The sequence below is a fragment of the Sporofaciens sp. St.21A7 genome, from assembly GCF_059728535.1.
On sequence record NZ_BAAGFN010000001.1, the window covers coordinates 1,118,201 to 1,134,965 of the forward strand.

The 16,765-nt window shown below is 47.7% G+C and carries 21 protein-coding genes; all 21 read left to right on the plus strand.

Annotation, left to right across the window (positions count from 1 at the left end; all coding sequences use genetic code 11):
* Positions 1 to 93 precede the first annotated feature (93 nt).
* A complete protein-coding gene (locus AC6I3O_RS05680) occupies positions 94 to 357 on the plus strand; it encodes a hypothetical protein (RefSeq protein ID WP_497850045.1) in 264 nt (87 codons plus the stop codon).
* Positions 347 to 781: a hypothetical protein gene (locus AC6I3O_RS05685; RefSeq protein WP_497850046.1), complete on the plus strand. Its 435-nt coding sequence runs from the start codon at positions 347 to 349 to the stop codon at positions 779 to 781. Before AC6I3O_RS05680 ends, AC6I3O_RS05685 begins: the two co-directional genes overlap by 11 nt.
* 63 nt (positions 782 to 844) lie before the next feature.
* Complete coding sequence (locus AC6I3O_RS05690) at positions 845 to 1,255, plus strand: phage tail assembly protein (protein ID WP_497850047.1); 411 nt, start codon at positions 845 to 847, stop codon at positions 1,253 to 1,255.
* Positions 1,256 to 1,453: 198 nt separating this feature from the next.
* Complete coding sequence (locus tag AC6I3O_RS05695) at positions 1,454 to 4,831, plus strand: phage tail tape measure protein (protein WP_497850048.1); 3,378 nt, start codon at positions 1,454 to 1,456, stop codon at positions 4,829 to 4,831.
* Positions 4,824 to 5,039: a tail protein X gene (locus AC6I3O_RS05700; RefSeq protein ID WP_004069482.1), complete on the plus strand. Its 216-nt coding sequence runs from the start codon at positions 4,824 to 4,826 to the stop codon at positions 5,037 to 5,039. The genes AC6I3O_RS05695 and AC6I3O_RS05700 overlap by 8 nt, the downstream gene beginning before the upstream one ends.
* Positions 5,039 to 6,337 carry a phage late control D family protein gene (locus tag AC6I3O_RS05705; protein WP_044989618.1) on the plus strand — a complete coding sequence of 433 codons (1,299 nt, stop codon included), beginning with the start codon at positions 5,039 to 5,041 and terminating at the stop codon, positions 6,335 to 6,337. The genes AC6I3O_RS05700 and AC6I3O_RS05705 overlap by 1 nt, the downstream gene beginning before the upstream one ends.
* Positions 6,337 to 6,651: a hypothetical protein gene (locus AC6I3O_RS05710; protein WP_004069479.1), complete on the plus strand. Its 315-nt coding sequence runs from the start codon at positions 6,337 to 6,339 to the stop codon at positions 6,649 to 6,651. The genes AC6I3O_RS05705 and AC6I3O_RS05710 overlap by 1 nt, the downstream gene beginning before the upstream one ends.
* The gene (locus AC6I3O_RS05715; protein WP_004069477.1) at positions 6,651 to 7,052 is read left to right on the plus strand and encodes a phage tail protein; all 402 of its coding nucleotides are present in this window, start codon (positions 6,651 to 6,653) and stop codon (positions 7,050 to 7,052) included. The genes AC6I3O_RS05710 and AC6I3O_RS05715 overlap by 1 nt, the downstream gene beginning before the upstream one ends.
* Before the next feature lie 5 nt (positions 7,053 to 7,057).
* Positions 7,058 to 7,393, plus strand: a complete 336-nt coding sequence (locus AC6I3O_RS05720) for a hypothetical protein (RefSeq protein WP_004069475.1) — start codon at positions 7,058 to 7,060, stop codon at positions 7,391 to 7,393.
* Complete coding sequence (locus tag AC6I3O_RS05725; RefSeq protein WP_004069474.1) at positions 7,380 to 8,546, plus strand: baseplate J/gp47 family protein; 1,167 nt, start codon at positions 7,380 to 7,382, stop codon at positions 8,544 to 8,546. Before AC6I3O_RS05720 ends, AC6I3O_RS05725 begins: the two co-directional genes overlap by 14 nt.
* Positions 8,539 to 9,978 carry a phage tail protein I gene (locus AC6I3O_RS05730; RefSeq protein ID WP_004069473.1) on the plus strand — a complete coding sequence of 480 codons (1,440 nt, stop codon included), beginning with the start codon at positions 8,539 to 8,541 and terminating at the stop codon, positions 9,976 to 9,978. Before AC6I3O_RS05725 ends, AC6I3O_RS05730 begins: the two co-directional genes overlap by 8 nt.
* Positions 9,979 to 9,994: 16 nt before the next feature.
* Complete coding sequence (locus AC6I3O_RS05735; protein ID WP_004069472.1) at positions 9,995 to 10,306, plus strand: hypothetical protein; 312 nt, start codon at positions 9,995 to 9,997, stop codon at positions 10,304 to 10,306.
* Between the two features lie 2 nt (positions 10,307 to 10,308).
* Positions 10,309 to 10,806 carry a hypothetical protein gene (locus AC6I3O_RS05740; protein ID WP_004069471.1) on the plus strand — a complete coding sequence of 166 codons (498 nt, stop codon included), beginning with the start codon at positions 10,309 to 10,311 and terminating at the stop codon, positions 10,804 to 10,806.
* The gene (locus AC6I3O_RS05745; RefSeq protein ID WP_004069470.1) at positions 10,806 to 10,970 is read left to right on the plus strand and encodes a hypothetical protein; all 165 of its coding nucleotides are present in this window, start codon (positions 10,806 to 10,808) and stop codon (positions 10,968 to 10,970) included. Before AC6I3O_RS05740 ends, AC6I3O_RS05745 begins: the two co-directional genes overlap by 1 nt.
* 1 nt (position 10,971) lies before the next feature.
* A complete protein-coding gene (locus tag AC6I3O_RS05750; protein WP_004069468.1) occupies positions 10,972 to 11,310 on the plus strand; it encodes a hypothetical protein in 339 nt (112 codons plus the stop codon).
* A 2-nt stretch (positions 11,311 to 11,312) separates the two neighbouring features.
* Positions 11,313 to 12,371, plus strand: a complete 1,059-nt coding sequence (locus AC6I3O_RS05755; protein ID WP_497850049.1) for a hypothetical protein — start codon at positions 11,313 to 11,315, stop codon at positions 12,369 to 12,371.
* A gap of 79 nt (positions 12,372 to 12,450) precedes the next feature.
* Positions 12,451 to 12,861, plus strand: coding sequence for a diversity-generating retroelement protein Avd (gene avd, locus AC6I3O_RS05760; RefSeq protein WP_004069465.1), 411 nt, complete (start codon positions 12,451 to 12,453; stop codon positions 12,859 to 12,861).
* A 447-nt stretch (positions 12,862 to 13,308) separates the two neighbouring features.
* A complete protein-coding gene (locus tag AC6I3O_RS05765; RefSeq protein ID WP_004069464.1) occupies positions 13,309 to 14,460 on the plus strand; it encodes a reverse transcriptase/maturase family protein in 1,152 nt (383 codons plus the stop codon).
* Positions 14,390 to 14,821 (plus strand): hypothetical protein, encoded by a 432-nt coding sequence (locus tag AC6I3O_RS05770; RefSeq protein ID WP_044989616.1) that lies wholly within the window; start codon positions 14,390 to 14,392, stop codon positions 14,819 to 14,821. The genes AC6I3O_RS05765 and AC6I3O_RS05770 overlap by 71 nt, the downstream gene beginning before the upstream one ends.
* Positions 14,818 to 15,216, plus strand: coding sequence for a hypothetical protein (locus AC6I3O_RS05775; protein WP_004069462.1), 399 nt, complete (start codon positions 14,818 to 14,820; stop codon positions 15,214 to 15,216). The genes AC6I3O_RS05770 and AC6I3O_RS05775 overlap by 4 nt, the downstream gene beginning before the upstream one ends.
* A gap of 14 nt (positions 15,217 to 15,230) precedes the next feature.
* Entirely contained in the window at positions 15,231 to 16,760 is a 1,530-nt protein-coding gene (locus AC6I3O_RS05780; protein WP_497850050.1) for a LysM peptidoglycan-binding domain-containing protein, read from the plus strand.
* Positions 16,761 to 16,765 lie beyond the last annotated feature (5 nt).

Here is a 16,765-nt window from a genome sequence, read left to right on the forward strand (position 1 = left end):
CAAACGACTGTTTTTAACAGAAGTTACCTTCCATGAACCATTCTATCACGGTTAGGTAATTCTTTCAACAGGTTTTTGAAAGGAGAATACCAGATGGGAAAAATAATTGAATTTAGACGGAGGGAAGAAAAGGAAAACGAACCAGAGGGAGTACGTTTGTATTTTCAGTGTTTCAAAGCACTTAGTAAAAGCGAACAATATCAGGTAGAAGAAATGGTAAAGAACGCCATTTACAAAGGTATGCTTCAAAAATTAACAGATGAACAGACGCTTGAAATATATGGATATACTGCCGCAAAGTATAAAAATGAATATGAACGGGAGTTGCGGTTGCAAAGCAATAGAATTGTCGATTGAAAGAACTAAAACGCATGGCAAAACGGGTACAAGGCTTTATAAAATATGGAATCAAATGATTCAGAGAACCACAAACAAGAATATTAAAGACTATAAATATTACGGTGGGCGTGGAATCACGGTTTGTAAAGAATGGAAAGAGAGTTTTGAAGCGTTTGAAAAGTGGGCAGAAATGAACGGATATAAAGAAAATCTGACGATTGACAGAAAGGACAATAACAAAGGTTATGAACCAGAAAATTGTCGATGGGCAACAAGGAAACAACAAAGCAGTAACACACGCTATAATCATTATTTAACCTACAAAGGAGAAAGGAAAACAATAACAGAGTGGTCAGAGAAAACAGGGATAAAAAGAAGTGTGTTGTATGAAAGGATAAATAAATTGGGGTGGGATGTAGAAAAAGCCCTGACAACGAAATAATCAAAATAAAAAGCAGCCGTGAAGGTTGCTTTTTTGATACAAAAGTTTAAGGAGGAAAAGCAAATGGAAGAAAACAAAACAATCAATCAGGAGCCGCAGGAGGACTTTGCAGAGGAAATGAAGGAAGCTAAAAAGACAGGAATTGTCAGCATGGACGGGAAAAAGAAAGAAAAAGAGAAAAGCGCAAATTATACGCACAAATTTTCTGAACCTGTAGAAATCGGAGGAAAGAAATTTACAGAACTTACCTTCTATTTTGACAGGTTATGCGGGGAAGATGTAGAAGCGATTGAAGAGGAATTGCAGGATCAGAACAAATACGTTTTGACCCCGGAAGTGTCGTCTGTATTCCAGACCATGCTTGCCGCCCGTGCAGCAGGCGTTGGGGCTGATGAAATCAGGCGGCTAAAAATCAAGGACTATATGAAAATCAAGAATCAGGCAAGAAGTTTTTTAATAGAATCGGGCTATTAAAAGTAAGCAGCCCCGGAAATTTTATCAGAAAACAGGCTTACAGACTGGCAAGGGCTTCTAACACGCCTATACCGTTCTTTATGCAGCTTACACTTTCCGCACTTTTCCGCTGGATTAAAAGCGTGAATGAAGTAGAAAGGGAAGATGCACGGGAGCGGGAACGCCTAACACATAAAAAGCGATAGGAGGTGGAAGCGATTGGCAGGGTCACAGAAGGAATTTAAACTTCTTTTTAAGCTGAAAGCGTCACTGGGCGGGAATTTCAACAGCACTTTCAAAGGTGCGATTGAAACACAGCGCAAGTTGCAGGACAGCATAAAAAGCGTAAATTCCATGCAATCAAAGGTTGACGGCTACACAAAGGCTTCAAACGCCATAGAGCAGCAGAGGGGGAAGCTGGAAAAACTGCAAGCGGAACATGAAAAAGTTTCGCAGAAGATACAGCAACACCAGACGAACGCTGAAAGGCTGCGGGCGAAAATCGAAGAAACAGGCGACGCAACGGGAGAACTGACAGCGCAGCTTGTGAAGGAAGAAAACGAAGTCGCAAGGAATACCGAACGCCTGAAAAGCAATGAAAACCAGATACGACAGACCACTGCCAGCATACACTCACAAGAAGAACAGCTTGAACGGATGGCGCAGGAGCTACGGGACGCAGGGATTGACACAGACAATCTGGAAGAATCAAACGCCCGCTTACAACGGTCATATGAACGGCTGCGGGGTTCGCAAGAAAATTTAAGCCGTATCAATTCCGAACAGGCAAAAATAAAAGAGAATATAGCAGCTACAAAGACACAGCTAATGGGAACGATAGGGGCGGTTGGCGCAGTTGCGGCGGCGATATACGCCGGACCCGTACAGGCGGCGCAGAAATACGAAACCGCTATGGCGAAAGTCGGGACGATTGCAGACACAAAGCAAGTGCCGCTTGAACAGCTTTCAAGTGAAATCATGAAGCTGTCAAACACGACGGGGATTGCTGCCGAAGCTATTGCAGATGATGTTTACAATGCAATTTCAGCGGGGCAGAAGACTGGGGACGCAGTAAACTTTGTTAGCAATTCAGCTAAACTTGCAAAAGCGGGATTTGCGGAAAGTTCGCAGACGCTGGACGTTCTGACGACGATTCTAAACGCTTACGGAATGGAAGCGTCAAAAGTAGGCGACGTGTCGGATATGCTTATTCAGATACAAAATAAAGGTAAAGTGACCGTGGGCGAACTGTCAAGCGTTATGGGTAAAATCATACCGACAGCAAACGCAAACGGGGTGGCATTAGAGCAGCTTGGGGCTGGTTATGCAATCATGACCAGCAAAGGTATTGCGGCAGCAGAAACCACAACTTACATGAATAGTATGCTGAATGAGCTTGGAAAGTCCGGGACTACAGCAGACAAACTTTTGCGGCAGACAGCGGGGAAGAGCTTCAAGGAATTGATGGCAGACGGGAAGAGCCTGGGCGACGTTCTGGGAATAATGCAGGAAGCGGCAGAAAGCAGCGGGAAAAGCCTGTCTGATGTGTTCGGGTCCGCAGAAGCAGGAAAAGCGGCAGTTTCCCTTTTGTCGAACGGTGTGGACGGATTCAACGAATCTGTAAAAGGAATGGTTGAGAGCGCAGGCGCAACGGAAGAAGCGTTTGCGAAAATGGAAAACACCACGGAAGCGAAAATGCAAAAGGCAAAGAACAGTATCGCAAATTTAGGTATTGTTCTGGGTCAAAACCTTCTGCCGATTGTCGGGAACCTTGCAGACAAGGTGGCTGCGGTCGTGATAAAAGTTTCAGAATTTGCGCAGGCGAACCCGAAGCTGGTTCAAACAGTCCTAAAAGTAGCGGCGGCACTTGCAGGAATGAGAATTGCAGGGCTGACCGCAAAACTGGGGTTCCTGAACATAGCAAGCGGGATAAAGGACGCACAGAGAGTTCTGGAGCTTTTCAAGATAAAGGCAATCGGGCTTTCCAGCATAGGTTCAAAAGTTGTCGGATTCATCACAAAACCGTTTAGCGGTATCGGCGGCATACTTGGAAAGGCACTGTCAGGAATAGGCGGCATTGTCGCACGTTCCCCGCTTGGGTCAATCGGAAGGGTGGTTGCAGGAAAGATTTTGCCCGTAGTAGGCGTGGTAACTGCGGTTATTACGGCAGTACAGCTATTACGGAAGAACTTTGATAAAGTCCGGGAAGCAGTAGGAAATATTTTCGGAGAAAAGGGGCTTGAGATATTCGACAAAATTGTTGCAGTAGTAACAAGCGTAGGCGAAACAATCAAGGGCGTTTTTTCAGACGGAAATCTGGGTGCGGCAAGGGACAAGATACAAGAGATTTTCGGGGAAAAGGGCGTTGCGGTATTTGATACCTTTGCAGGCGTTTTCCAGAAAGTTGTAGCGGCAGCAGGGGAGTTTGTAGGGTTTGTGACAACGCATATAGTCCCGGTTGTCGAACAGTTTTTGAATGTGCTGATTACAACGGTCATTCCGGGAATTATCAGCGGCATACAGTCAGCAGCCCCGGTGGTAATGCAGATTTTTCAGGCAATAGCGGACTTCATAGGCGGCATTATCCCGGTCATAGGAAGTTTTATTGCGGGCATTATGCCGATTATCAGCGAAGTTATAACATTCATTCAAACGTATGTTTTACCGATTATCAGCGAAGTTTTTAACTTTATCGTATCAACGGTACTTCCGTTCATTGTGCAGGGCATACAGCAGCTAGGGACCATAATAACAACGGTTCTTTCAGCAGTCTTGCCTGTAGTGCAGACCGTCTTCCAGACAATATGGACTATCATACAGCCGATTTTGACACAGATTCTTACAACGGTACAGGCGGTTTTGCCGCAGGTGCTTTTTGTATTTCAAACAGTATTCACAACGATTGGAAGTGTGGTGCAGGCGGCAACGCAGATTTTTCAAGGGCTGATACAGTTTATCACGGGAGTTTTCACCGGGAACTGGGGCGCAGCTTGGGAGGGCGTGAAGTCGGTATTTCAAGGAGCGTGGGACGGGCTAAAGTCCATAGCAACGGGCGTTATCAATGGAATTATAGGCGTTATCAACAGAGCTATTTCAGCACTGAACAGCATTAAGATTCCAGACTGGGTTCCGGGAGTAGGAGGGAAGGGCATAAACATTCCGACACTTCCGACCTTTGCAAAAGGAACAAAGAACACGCCGGACACATTCATTGCAGGTGAAGAGGGTCCAGAGCTGATAACAAATGCGCCAGGAATGACGGTATACACGGCGCAACAGACAAAAGACATATTCAGCGCACAGAACGCAGCCGGACAGGTGGCGCAGGCGGCAGGAGCCGGGCAGACGGCTTCACAGGTATTCTACAATACCACGAACAATGCGCCGGAAGTAAAGCCGCCAGAAGTAGTGAGCGGCGCAGGAACGGGCGGCGGGAATAGCGTAACAATCAACAGCAATCCGACAATATACGTTGATGGCGACAAAGCGGGCGACTTGGAAGAGAAGCTGGAGGAAAACAATAGAAACTTGTTGCAGGAGGTAGAAGACCTTCTGGACAAAAGAAATGATGATGAAAGGCGGTCAAGGCATGAGTAAGACATATACAACAATATCCGGGGATATGTGGGACCAGATAGCGTACACGCAGATGGGCAGCGTCCTTCATACGGACAAATTGATAAAAGCTAATGCCGACTATGCCGCAATGTTTATCTTCCCTGCCGGGGTAGTTCTGACTATCCCGGAAGTGGAGGAAAAACAAAGTATGGAGCTGCCGCCGTGGAAAAGGGGGTTGTTAATCTAATGAGCGACAAAAGACTTGCACGGCGGGTGGTGCTAAAGCTGAAATTTGAAAATGTAGACGTGCCAGAGAATATAGCGTTGCATTTAGTGAGCGCAAGTTATACGGACAATGAAGACGGAAGCACAGATGATTTTCAAATTGTGTATGAAGACCGGGAACGGAACCTGATGGGGGACTGGCTGGAAGTAAAGCCGACAATCATAAAAACAACAAAGCAGGTTGTGAAAGAGGTTCAGAAAGAAGAAGTAATAAATTATGTTGTGAAGCGGGGTGACACATTGTGGGCGATTGCTTCACAGTATTTAGGGAGCGGGACAAAGTACCCGCAGATTGCACAAGAAAACAACATACCGAACCCGAATTTGATTTATCCGGGGCAGGTATTCAGGATAACGACAGGCGGCACGGCAAAGAGTACAGCAGTTGAAACCGTGGAGGAAGTGAAGCAGGGGGCAAAGCCGAAACTTGTAACGGCGGTTCTTGTCCAGCAGAACTGGAACGACACAGGGAAAGACGCAACTTTGAATATCGGGACTTTTGAAATAGACGGTATCGACGTATCAGGACCGCCCACAAAAGTAACCGTGAAAAGCACGTCTATTCCGTACACTTCCACAATGCGGATAGAGAAAAAGTCAAGGGCGTGGGAAAATATCACGTTAAAAGCAATAGGGGAACAAATAGCGGGTGACAGCGGGCTTTCCCTGATGTATGAAGCAAGCGACAATCCGACATTCAAAAGAAAAGAGCAGGTGCAAACGTCGGACGTAAAGTTTTTGCAGGAGCTATGCCACGCCGCAGGAATGGCGTTGAAAGTGACAACGCTGAAAATTGTAATATATGACGCTGCGGAGTATGACGCAAAACCCGCAGCAAAGACTTTCAAATACGGGGATAAAAATATTATATCCTACAAACTGGGAACAAGCCTGACAGATACGGCGTACACAAGTTGTCATGTTTCTTATACAGACCCGGACAGCAAAGAAACCATTGAATATACATACACGCCGGACAGCAGCACGGGGACAGGGCAGGTTCTGGAGATAAACGAAAAAGTCAGGAACACGGAGGAAGCGAAGACGCTGGCAAAAAAACGCCTGCGGGAAAAGAACACGCAGGAATTTACAGCAAGTTTGAAGGTAGTGGGCGACGTTTCATTTGTAGCGGGAATGACCGTAAAATTAAAAGGCTTTCAGAAGTTCGATAGAAAATACAAGGTAACGCAGGCGAAGCACAGCTTGACAGGGGGCTACACGGTAGACCTTTCTTTAAAACAGGTTCTGGAGGGGTATTAATGGCAGATATGAACGAACTAAAAAACATGATACGGAAAGGGACCGTGCAGAGCGTGAATGACGGAACCATGAAAGCACGGGTGAAGTTCGGGGATAAAGGCGGCATTGTGTCAGGGGAGCTTCACATATTAGTCAGACCCAGAATAGTAGTTCCGGGGGAAAAGGACAAAGCCGGGAATAAAACAAAAACGGAAGCAGGGCATTTCCACGAAGCATATATAACAGAGTGGGTCCCGAAAGTAGGGGACCTTGTTTTGTGCCTGATGATTCCTGACGGCGACGGGGAAGGGTACATTGTAGGGAAGGTGATGTAATGGCAAAAATCGGAAGTTTCGGGAGCCTTGTTTTCAGCGTGTCGGAAAATACGGTAAAAACATTTGACGGCATGAACTGGGATTTTTCCGCTGATTACGCAACGCATGACAGGCACATAAAAGCTGACCTGCTAGAATACATGGGACCGGGGATTGAAAGCATATCATTTTCTATGACGCTTTCTGTATTTTTAGGGGTAAACCCGTTAAAGGAAATAAAAAAGCTGCGGGAGATGGTGCGAAAGGGATACGCAGAACGGCTTGTAATCGGCGGCAAGGTATACGGCAGTTACAAGTGGGTAATGCAGAAAGGGACGGTTGACTTTCAGAGGTTCGACAACAAAGGGAATTTGTGGGCGGCAAACATAAAAGTGACCCTGAAAGAGTACCCGAAAAGGTGATAAAGATGGATATTATCAGAGGTGACGGAACACTACTAAAAAATATTGACCTATCCCCGAAAAATGAATATCAGGAAGTATTGCAGAATGTAGCAATCATAATAGACACATGGGAAAATACCTGCCCTTTGCTGCGGGCGTTAGGGCTTCCGGGGCAGTTGATAGGAAGACCGTTGCCCGTAGTAAAAAATATCATGGTGGGGCAGTTGCATGACCAGATTGAAGAATATGAGCCACGGGCGATTCTGGGGGATATAACCTTTGAAGAAAATGCTTTCACGGGGAAGCTGATACCAATAATAGAAATAGAGGGGGTGCAGACGGAAAATGAAGAAACCTGAAAGGGAATACCCGGACATTGAGTTTCTGGAAACGGACACAGAAACGATTGAAAGCAATATGATTGCGCTTTATGAAGAGCTGGTAAACAAAGAGCTGGTGAAGCAGGGGAAACGGGAAAAATACAAAGTTTATCCGGCTTCCCCGGAGCGTCTTTTTATTGCATGGTGCGCCGCTATTATTGTACAACAAAGAGTGCTGATAAATGAAACGGCAAAAAAGAATGTTCCCCGGTATGCAAAGGGGGAGTATTTAGACAGCCTTGCGGAGCTTTTCAAGGATATTGAACGCCTGCCCGCCACGCCTGCCGTTGCAAAATTCCGTTGTTACATATCGGCGGCGCAGAATCAAAGCGTAATTGTCCCGCAGGGGACACGGATAACATTTGACGGGGAAATCACATTTGAAACCACGGAAGAGCTTGAAATAAAAGCCGGGGAAACATACGGGGAAGTCAACGGGAAATGCCAGACAGCGGGAATTGTCGGGAATAACCTTGCGCCTGGGCAGGTGAAAGAAATTGTTGACGTTTACGACTATTATTTAAAAGCTGAAAACGTGACAAAGACAGAGGGCGGCGCAGGAGAGGAAGACGACACTTCATACTATGAGCGCATGAGGGAGAGCATGGAGAGCTTTTCAACAGCGGGTCCAATAAACGGCTATATCTATCACACAAAGACAGTCAGCACGGCAATAGCTGACGTTGCGGCAACAAGCCCGGAAGCCGGGGTGGTAGATATTAGGGTATTGTTACAAGGCGGGGAACAGCCGACGCAGGCAGTTCTGGAGGAAATAGAAGCCGCCCTGAACGCTTCCGACGTGCGCCCGCTGACGGATATTGTCACGGTATCAATGCCGGAGGAAGACCCGTTTGAAATAGACCTGACATATTACATAAACCGAAACAGTCAGGCAAGCACAAGCATTACAGACAGGGAAGCAAGGGCAGCGGTGGAAGAATACATAAAATGGCAGACCGGGAAAATGGGAAGGGACATAAACCCGTCATACCTGACGCAGTTAATCATGGCAGCAGGCGTGAAGCGGGTAGAAGTAAGAAAACCGACATTTCAGGTGGTAGAGGAAACACACGTTGCAAGGATTGTCCGGGACACAATGAAGGTTTTGAACGGGGGTGTAGAAAATGCCTAACCCCAAAGGAATAAGGAACGCCGGGCGGGATATGTACACGGTGAATTTTGCGGACTATCTGCCGGGGGCGTTGAAGCAGGACCCGAAAATCAAGGCGATTGCGGAAGCGGTAACAAAGGAAGCATTGACGGTCAGCGGGGAAATTGAAAATGTGCTGATATATTCCCGTATAGACGAACTGCCGGAAGCATTGATTGACATTCTGGCATACGATATGCACGTTGACTGGTACGACTATTCTTTTCCGCTGAAAGTAAAACGGGACATTCTGAAAAGCAGCGTAAAAGTCCATAAGAAGATGGGGACAAAATATGCCGTTGAAAAAGCACTGGGCGCACTGTACCCGCAAAGCGAAGTTGAAGAATGGTATCAGTACGAAGGGGAACCACATCACTTTCACATTGTATGCGACGTAACGGAAAACAGGGTGACAGCCAGTTTTCAGGAAATTATAAATGCCGTGATGATGTACAAAAGGCTTTCTTCACATTTGGACGAAGTTGTATATCAGGCAAGCGTGGGTATCAGGGTAGAAACGCATACAGACTTCTTTCTGTACAAAAACCCGGCAACGGGAAGCCTGCTGGCGGGGACATACCCGCAGAGGATAAGGCGGGGCGTACAGGCGGGAAGCGTGATTGTAGTAGGGACGGACGCTGCGGGGTTTATTTTTTTGCCGACGCAGGCGGGGACATATCCGTATAGAAACACGATATTCAGGCACACAGGCGCACAGATTGACATAGAAACGGCTTCAAAGGCTTACAGGCATAGAAATACACCTGCGGGACAAATAAACGCCGGAGAAGAGCCACAGAGAAGCTACAGAGGGGCGCAGGCAGGGACGGTCATTGAAGCGCAGGCAGAAACAGAGGAAAAACCGTTTTCAGTCCCGGCAGCAGGAACCGCCCCGGACAGAAACACGGTATTCAGGCACACAGACACGCAGATTGACGCAGAAACGGCTTTAAAGGCTTACAGGCATAGAAATACACCTGCGGGACAAATAAACGCCGGAGAAGAGCCACAGAGAAGCCACAGAGGGGCAGGGACGGGCGCAGGGATAGAAGCACAGACGGAAGCAGAAGGAACGCCGTTTTCAGTCCCGGCAGCAGGAACCGCCCCGGACAGAAACACAGTATTTCAGGGAAGCGGCACGGATATAAAAGCAGAAGGGGAAGCAGAGGGCTTCCCCTTCTTCATGCAAGCTGCCGGGACAAAGCCTGAAAGAAATACTGTCATGAGCAATTCCGAAGCCGGGATTGCGGCAGAAGAAGCCGCAGACGGCTTTTTATATACCGTAAAAGCTGCCGGGACCGTGCCGGACAGAAACACGGGAGAAGGAGCCGGAAGCGGAGGGATTGAAAGCACGGTGAAAGCGGAGGTATTCAGGCATACAAACAAGCCTTGCGGGAGCCGCAGAAAACTTTGAAAGGGGGTGAAAAACCATGCTGACACCACAGGCAATAGAGGACTTCAAAGGCTTTCTTGACAATAACATTGCGTATGCAAAAGTTACGGTGAATGAGGAAGTGAAGAAAATCCCGATTCACAGGCGGGAACGCCTGAAAGACGGGCGGGTGGCGGTTTACCTGAACATTACGCCGCAGGCGGGGACGGAAGCGACAATTCAACGGGTACAGCTTTACAACAAAAATAAGCAGTTGTGGGCAGATAAAACGGAGGATATAACGCTTTCTAATGTGCAGGAAGGGGCGTTATACCGTTTTGTCTTCCGATTTGTAGAACAGGAGGTATAAAGATGGCATACGAATGGCAGCAGTGGCAGGACCATGTTACAGAGCATGAAAACCGTTACAGAGAGATTGAAAACGACGACGGGACAATCACGCATGAAGCCGTGGAAGGGGAGGTATTGCAGCAGGGGACCCCGCAGAGCGCAACGAACTTCAACCACATGGAAGACGGCATAACGAACGCCGGGGAGCTTGCGGCACTTCTGGCGACGGAAACAATTCACATGAACCAGCGGGCGGCAGATGAAACCGGGGAAACAATTCTTCTGACCATGACAAACGGGCAGCAGTACCCCTTCAATGATTCCGTGAAGACCGTTGCGCTGAAAACAGAAAGAAACCATTTAGACTATACCGTGACAGCGGAAGTGCTGGAATACAGCGGCGGTTGCGTCGGGGATATTGAAGTAACGGAGAAGCTGGCGAACGGCTTCAAGATTGCGCATACAGGAAGCGCAAAGGAAGTCAAACTGAAAGTGTTTGTGAAGGGGGGCTTCTACTGATGAAGGGCGCAAATGTGATTATCAGGAGCGAAGAAAGAAAGCAGCATGAAGCGTATGTGCTGCAATCTTTTGGAGTAAAGGGGAGAGGAACCCCGGAACAACGGGAAGCAGCGGAAATCATAGCCGCAAGGACCCGTGAAGTTGTAAAAGAAGGAGGAAGATAAGATGGCAAAAATCAAGGTTGTTGAAAAAATGCCCGGCAATCATATCCAGTATGAAGTGAAGGGCAAGAAGATTATTTTCGGTGATGATGAACTTTCTGTAAATCTGGCAAGCCGGGAAAGAGATTTTGAAGTGTCGCTGGACATTTGCATTGACAGCGAAAACGGAATTGTTATCGGGACGGGCGGCAGGGCGCAGAAGTACGCAGCGCAAATTATCATTCCCGCCCGCCGCTATGATGTGATTGAAGACGGGGTGGACGAAAACGGAGAACCACGGGAAGTGCCGATTCCGATTGACTTTGATGTTACACTTTGCACAATTATTTTATGGGAGGTATAAAGATGGGAAATTTTGATGATTTAGCCCTTGCGGTTGCGTCTTTTGGAGGACATAACAAAGTCATTCTTGACGATTTAGGAAAGCCGTCTATCATGGTAGGCGTTCCGAAGATGAAGTATTCTGATATTATTGCAGGCGGCACACAGGAAACCTTGCCGTGGTGGGTTGTCGAAGGAGTGGAAAAGAATGTGATTTGGGTATCAAAGTACCTGAATTGTGTCGTGAATGACAGAGCCTATTCCCTGCCTATGAAGGACCCGAAAGCGTATGTGAATTTTGACGACGCTTTACGGTTCAGCCGGAACAAAGGGGAGGGCTGGCACTTATTACAGAACGGCGTTTTTGCCGCCCTTGTGTTATGGTGTGAAAAAAATAAAACGATTCCGAGAGGGAACACGAACTGGGACGCAAGCTATGAAAAGGCGTGGGAACGGGGCGTAAATACATATATCGACGGTTCACACGGCGGCGGCAGGACGGCGACAGGAAGCGGACCCGTAACATGGAACCATGACCACAGCGCAGCGGGCATTGCTGACCTTTGCGGGAATTGTTGGGAATGGGTGTCAGGTATGCGGCTGGTAAACGGTGAAATACAGATTATTCCTTACGGAAACGCAATGAAATCTGATTGCAGTATGGGGGTAAGTAGTACCGAATGGAAAGCGATTAAGCCGGACGGAACGCTGGTTGAACCGGGAACCGTAGGGACATTGAAAATTGACGGAACAAGCCAGACAAGCAGCCCCCGGATAAATACAAGCGTTACAGTTGCGACGACAGACGAAGGAAACAGTTATTTGAGAAACCAGTATTTCAAGAGCGTTGAAGCGGTAACGGGCGTTACAATACCGAAAATTCTGATTGCAGCAGGACTTTTCCCGGAAGCGGGCATGACTTCACCGGGCGGGTACTGGGCAAGGACGAACGGCGAAAGACTGCCTATCCGGGGTTCGGGCTTCGGCAACACTTCCAACGGTGGAGTGGCGGCGTTGAACTTGGACCACGCCCGTTCTGACGTCTTCAACAATGTGTCCTTCCGTTCCGCTTTTTATGAATAACTGTAAACTGATAACTGATACACTGGGAGGGCTTGCGACAGCAAGCCCTTTCTATCAAAACAGACAAGGCGGGTGAAATATGGCAGGAGAAGAAAAGGGACTGCCGGAGCTTGACCCGGTACGGGACAATGCGACGGCAGACGACTTCAAGACGAAAAATAAAGTCTATGAGCTGATACTATACACGGGACCAGAGCTTGAACAGTTTCCACGGGCGCAAAGAAGACTTGCGGAAGAGATACGGGAAACAATGCTTCAAATTTTGCGGCTTGTCGTGACACTGGAAAATAAGCACTACAAGAAGACGACGCTGGGAGAACTTGACAACGAAGTTGACGTATTACGCCACCTTGTAAGGCTTGCGGCTGACCCGCAGTATACAAGGAGCCGGAAACCCTGCCTGCCCTTGCGGAAGTATGAGAATATTTCACGCAAGATAAATGAAATAGGCTGCATGATTGGCGGCTATTATAAATCATTAAAGAAATGAGCGGGAAACCGCTTTTTTCATATCGGGAAAGAACCGTTATAGAGGACTTGCCGTGCCTATCCGGGGTTCGAGCTTCAACAACACTTCCAACGGTGGAGTGGCGGCGTTGAACTTGAACAACGCCCGTTCTAACGTCAACAACAATGTGTCCTTCCGTTCCGCTTTTCCTCTACAGCCAGAAGTCACGTTCACAAGTGAGCGTGTCCCGTGCGTACAGGGTTAAAAGGGGTTCTTTTCCGTTCCAAAGGCGACCGGGGAACCGGGGACCGTAGGAAGAAGATTGAATTGTCGGGAAGATAGTTAGTAACCCTGTAAGACAGAATCAGGATTTTGTCTTACAGGGCGAAAGTCAGCCGAAAGGCTGAATGAATATATCACGTTTGAAACGGAGTGGTGGACCGGAGTAAATTTGCCCGACACATTTTTGATTGCAGGAGGTAAAAACCATTGAAGAAGATACGGGGAATTTTCCCGAAAATCTATGACTTTGAAAACCTGTTTTGTGCATACAAAGCGGCTATCAAGTGCAAAAGATACAGACAGGACGTTATGGAGTATACGGACCGGCTGGAAGATAACCTGATTATCCTGCAAAATGAATTGATATGGGGACAATACAGCGTCGGAAGGTACAATATTTTCTATGTGTACGAACCGAAAAAACGCCTGATAATGTCACTGTTATTCAAAGACCGGGTGGCGCAGCACGCAATATACAGGCAGGTGAACCCGATTTTTGAAAAGAAGTTCATTTTCGACAGTTACGCTTGCAGGGTAGGGAAGGGGACGCACAAGGCAATAGACCGCCTGCAATATTGGTTAAAGCAGACCGACAGGAAGCCGAAGAAATACTACTATCTGAAATTAGATGTATCAAAGTATTTCTACAGGATAGACCACGGCATTTTGAAGAAGATTCTTGCAAAGATGATTGACGACCCGCCGCTTTTAGACCTTATGGCGAAAATCATTGACTGCGAAGATACAAAGTTCGGATTGCCGTTGGGCGCAGATATAGGGGACGTTGCATTTGACAGAATGTTAGATGATGTGGGCTTGCCTATAGGAAACCTGACTTCTCAAATGTTCGCAAACCTGTATCTGAATGAGCTTGACCAGTTCTGCAAGCACAAATTAAGGTTGCACTTCTATATCCGATACATGGACGACATTATAATTTTGCATGATGATAAAAAGTATCTGGAGAAGGTAAAACAGGACATAGCCGTATTTCTGGGAAAGAAGCTGAATTTGCAGTTAAACAAGAAAACCTGCATACGCCCGACAAGTATGGGCATTGAGTTTGTAGGCTTCCGGGTGTGGGCGACACATAGGAAGTTAAGGAAGAAGACTGCAAAGAAGCTGAAAAGACGGCTGCAATATATGTTCCATGCCTACAAAATAGGTGAAATTGACAAAGACACGCTTGACAGAAGCGTTGCTTCATACCGGGGAATATTAAAACATTTTGAAAGCTACGGACTGCGAAAAAGTTTGAATGAAATGTATAAAAAGGAGGTATGCGGAAATGTCACAGGAGCTATTGCAGACAGCGAAAGAGATTCTGGCGTGGCTTGCGGCGGCAGGGATAATAATTGACCTGACCCCTGGCATTAAATTTCAGCCCGTGCGGTATATCATAAAGCGCATAGGGGCATTGATGAATCATGATATAAAAGGACAGCTTGACAAGATAGAAAAGGACTTGCAGCAGCACAAGGTGGAGAGCTGGCGGCATGAAATCTTGACCTTTGCAAATGAATGTATGAACCGCAGGAAGCACACGAAAGAAGAATTTGACAATTTCTTTGAAACACATAGCGACTATGAAGAGTACATAAAAGCAAACAAGCTGGAAAACGGGCGTGTAGATATGGCTTACAAGTATGTAAGCAATGTATATATGCGCCGTTGTGAAAAGAATGATTTTCTTGTGGAAAGGGAGGAAGAAGACGAATGATTGTTTTATGGATTGCGTCCGGGTTCGTGTTATGCGCTTTATTCATGTACGTTTTCAACGCACGGGGAATAATGGCGGCACGAAGAAAGTACAGGAGGGCGCAGGCAAGGACGCAGACAAAGAAGCAGAAGCGGGAAAAGATACAGGTTACAAAAATCATTGTCTTTTCAATCATGATAACCTACTATATCGCTTTTGCGGTTGCGGTGTGGGTAGTGGTTGCAAAGGACATATACCAGCTTTCAAGCCTGCTGACATTCACGGGCGGCGTTGCGGCTTTTGCGGTTGCGTTCTATTGCTGGAAGAGCAAAGCGGAAAATTTAGAGAAGATAAAGAAAGGGAACCCGGACTTGTGCGGTTCCCTTTCTGATTTTTCCGGCATGGGTTCACAGTAAGGGAGGAAGGACAGATGAAAGAAGAGCTGAAAAGAGAGATTGCAGCGGAAGCGGCGAAAATTATCTTTGCGAATGAAGGAAATTATGCTTCCGTCAATGCTGATGATAATGGGGAGGTGAGCGTCGGCAAGGTACAGTGGCACGGGAACCGGGCATTGTCGCTTCTGAAAAAGATTGTACAGGGCATGGGCGCAGGAGCGGAAGCGGTTCTGGGAGGGACCCTGTACCGGGAAATCATGACGGCTTCCGACTGGTCAAGAAGGAAAGCGACAGCGGAGGAAAAAGCGAAGCTGTCAAAGGTTCTGGGGAGCGTTCAGGGGAAGCAGGCGCAGGACCGGCAGGCAGAAGAAGACATTCTTTCATACGTCACGCACGGCGTAAAGATGGGGATTGAAGACCCGCAGAGCCTTGTATATTTTGCAGACTTGGAGAATCAGGGAGGGGCGGGAGCTTCAAAGCGTGTCGGGAACGCCGCAGCGGGAAGAGCCGGGGGAGCCGGGAAAGTAAAACTTGACCACATACACGGGGCGGCACTTGCTGACCGTGTAATGGGTAAATACAGCAGCCGCAGGAACCTTGTATATAAAAAGGCACAGGAGCTTTTCAAGGGGGCTTCCGGGGCTGCAAACAATAATCAGACAGGAGGTAAAAAGACTATGACAGAACAGGAGTTGCGAAACAAAGTAGTGCAGACCGCACGGGGCTATCTGGGAAGCAATGAAGCGGACGGGAGCCACAGGAAGATTATTGACGGGTACAACGCACACAAGCCGATTGCACGGGGCTATCTGGTGAAGTATACGGACGCATGGTGCGCCACGTTCGTTTCTTTTGTCGGTATCGTCTGCGGGCTTACGGACATTATGCCGACTGAATGTGGGTGCGGGGCAATGATTGACCTGTACCGGGCAAAGGGACGCTGGCAGGAGAACGACGCATACAGACCGCAGCCCGCAGATATTGTCATGTATGACTGGGACGACAACGGGGCGGGGGACTGTACGGGATATCCTGAACACGTCGGCATTGTGGAAGCGGTGAACGGGAATACAATTACGGTCATTGAAGGGAATATGAGCAATAAAGTGGGGGAACGGGCGTTGCAGGTAAACGGGCGTTATATCCGGGGATATTGCCTGCCTGATTATGCAAGCAAGGCAAGCGGCGTTCCTTCCGGGTCCGTTCCTTCTGCAAGCGTTCCTTCCGGAAGTCCTTCTTCCGGGTCCGCTTCTTCCGCAGAACAGGTTTACACAGTTCAGGCGGGCGACACGCTTTCAAAGATTGCCGCAAAGTATGGCACTACATACCAGAAGCTGGCAAGCCACAACGGGATTGCAAACCCGAATATTATAAACGTCGGGCAGAAAATCAGGATTCCGGGAAGCGGCGTAAAAACCTATACAGTAAAGCCGGGCGACAGCTTGTGGGCGATTGCGGCGGCGCAGCTTGGGGACGGTTACCGTTACAATGAAATTAAAGTCATGAACGGGCTGGCAAACAACACGATTCACCCCGGACAGACCTTGAAGCTGCCGGAAGCATAAGAGGG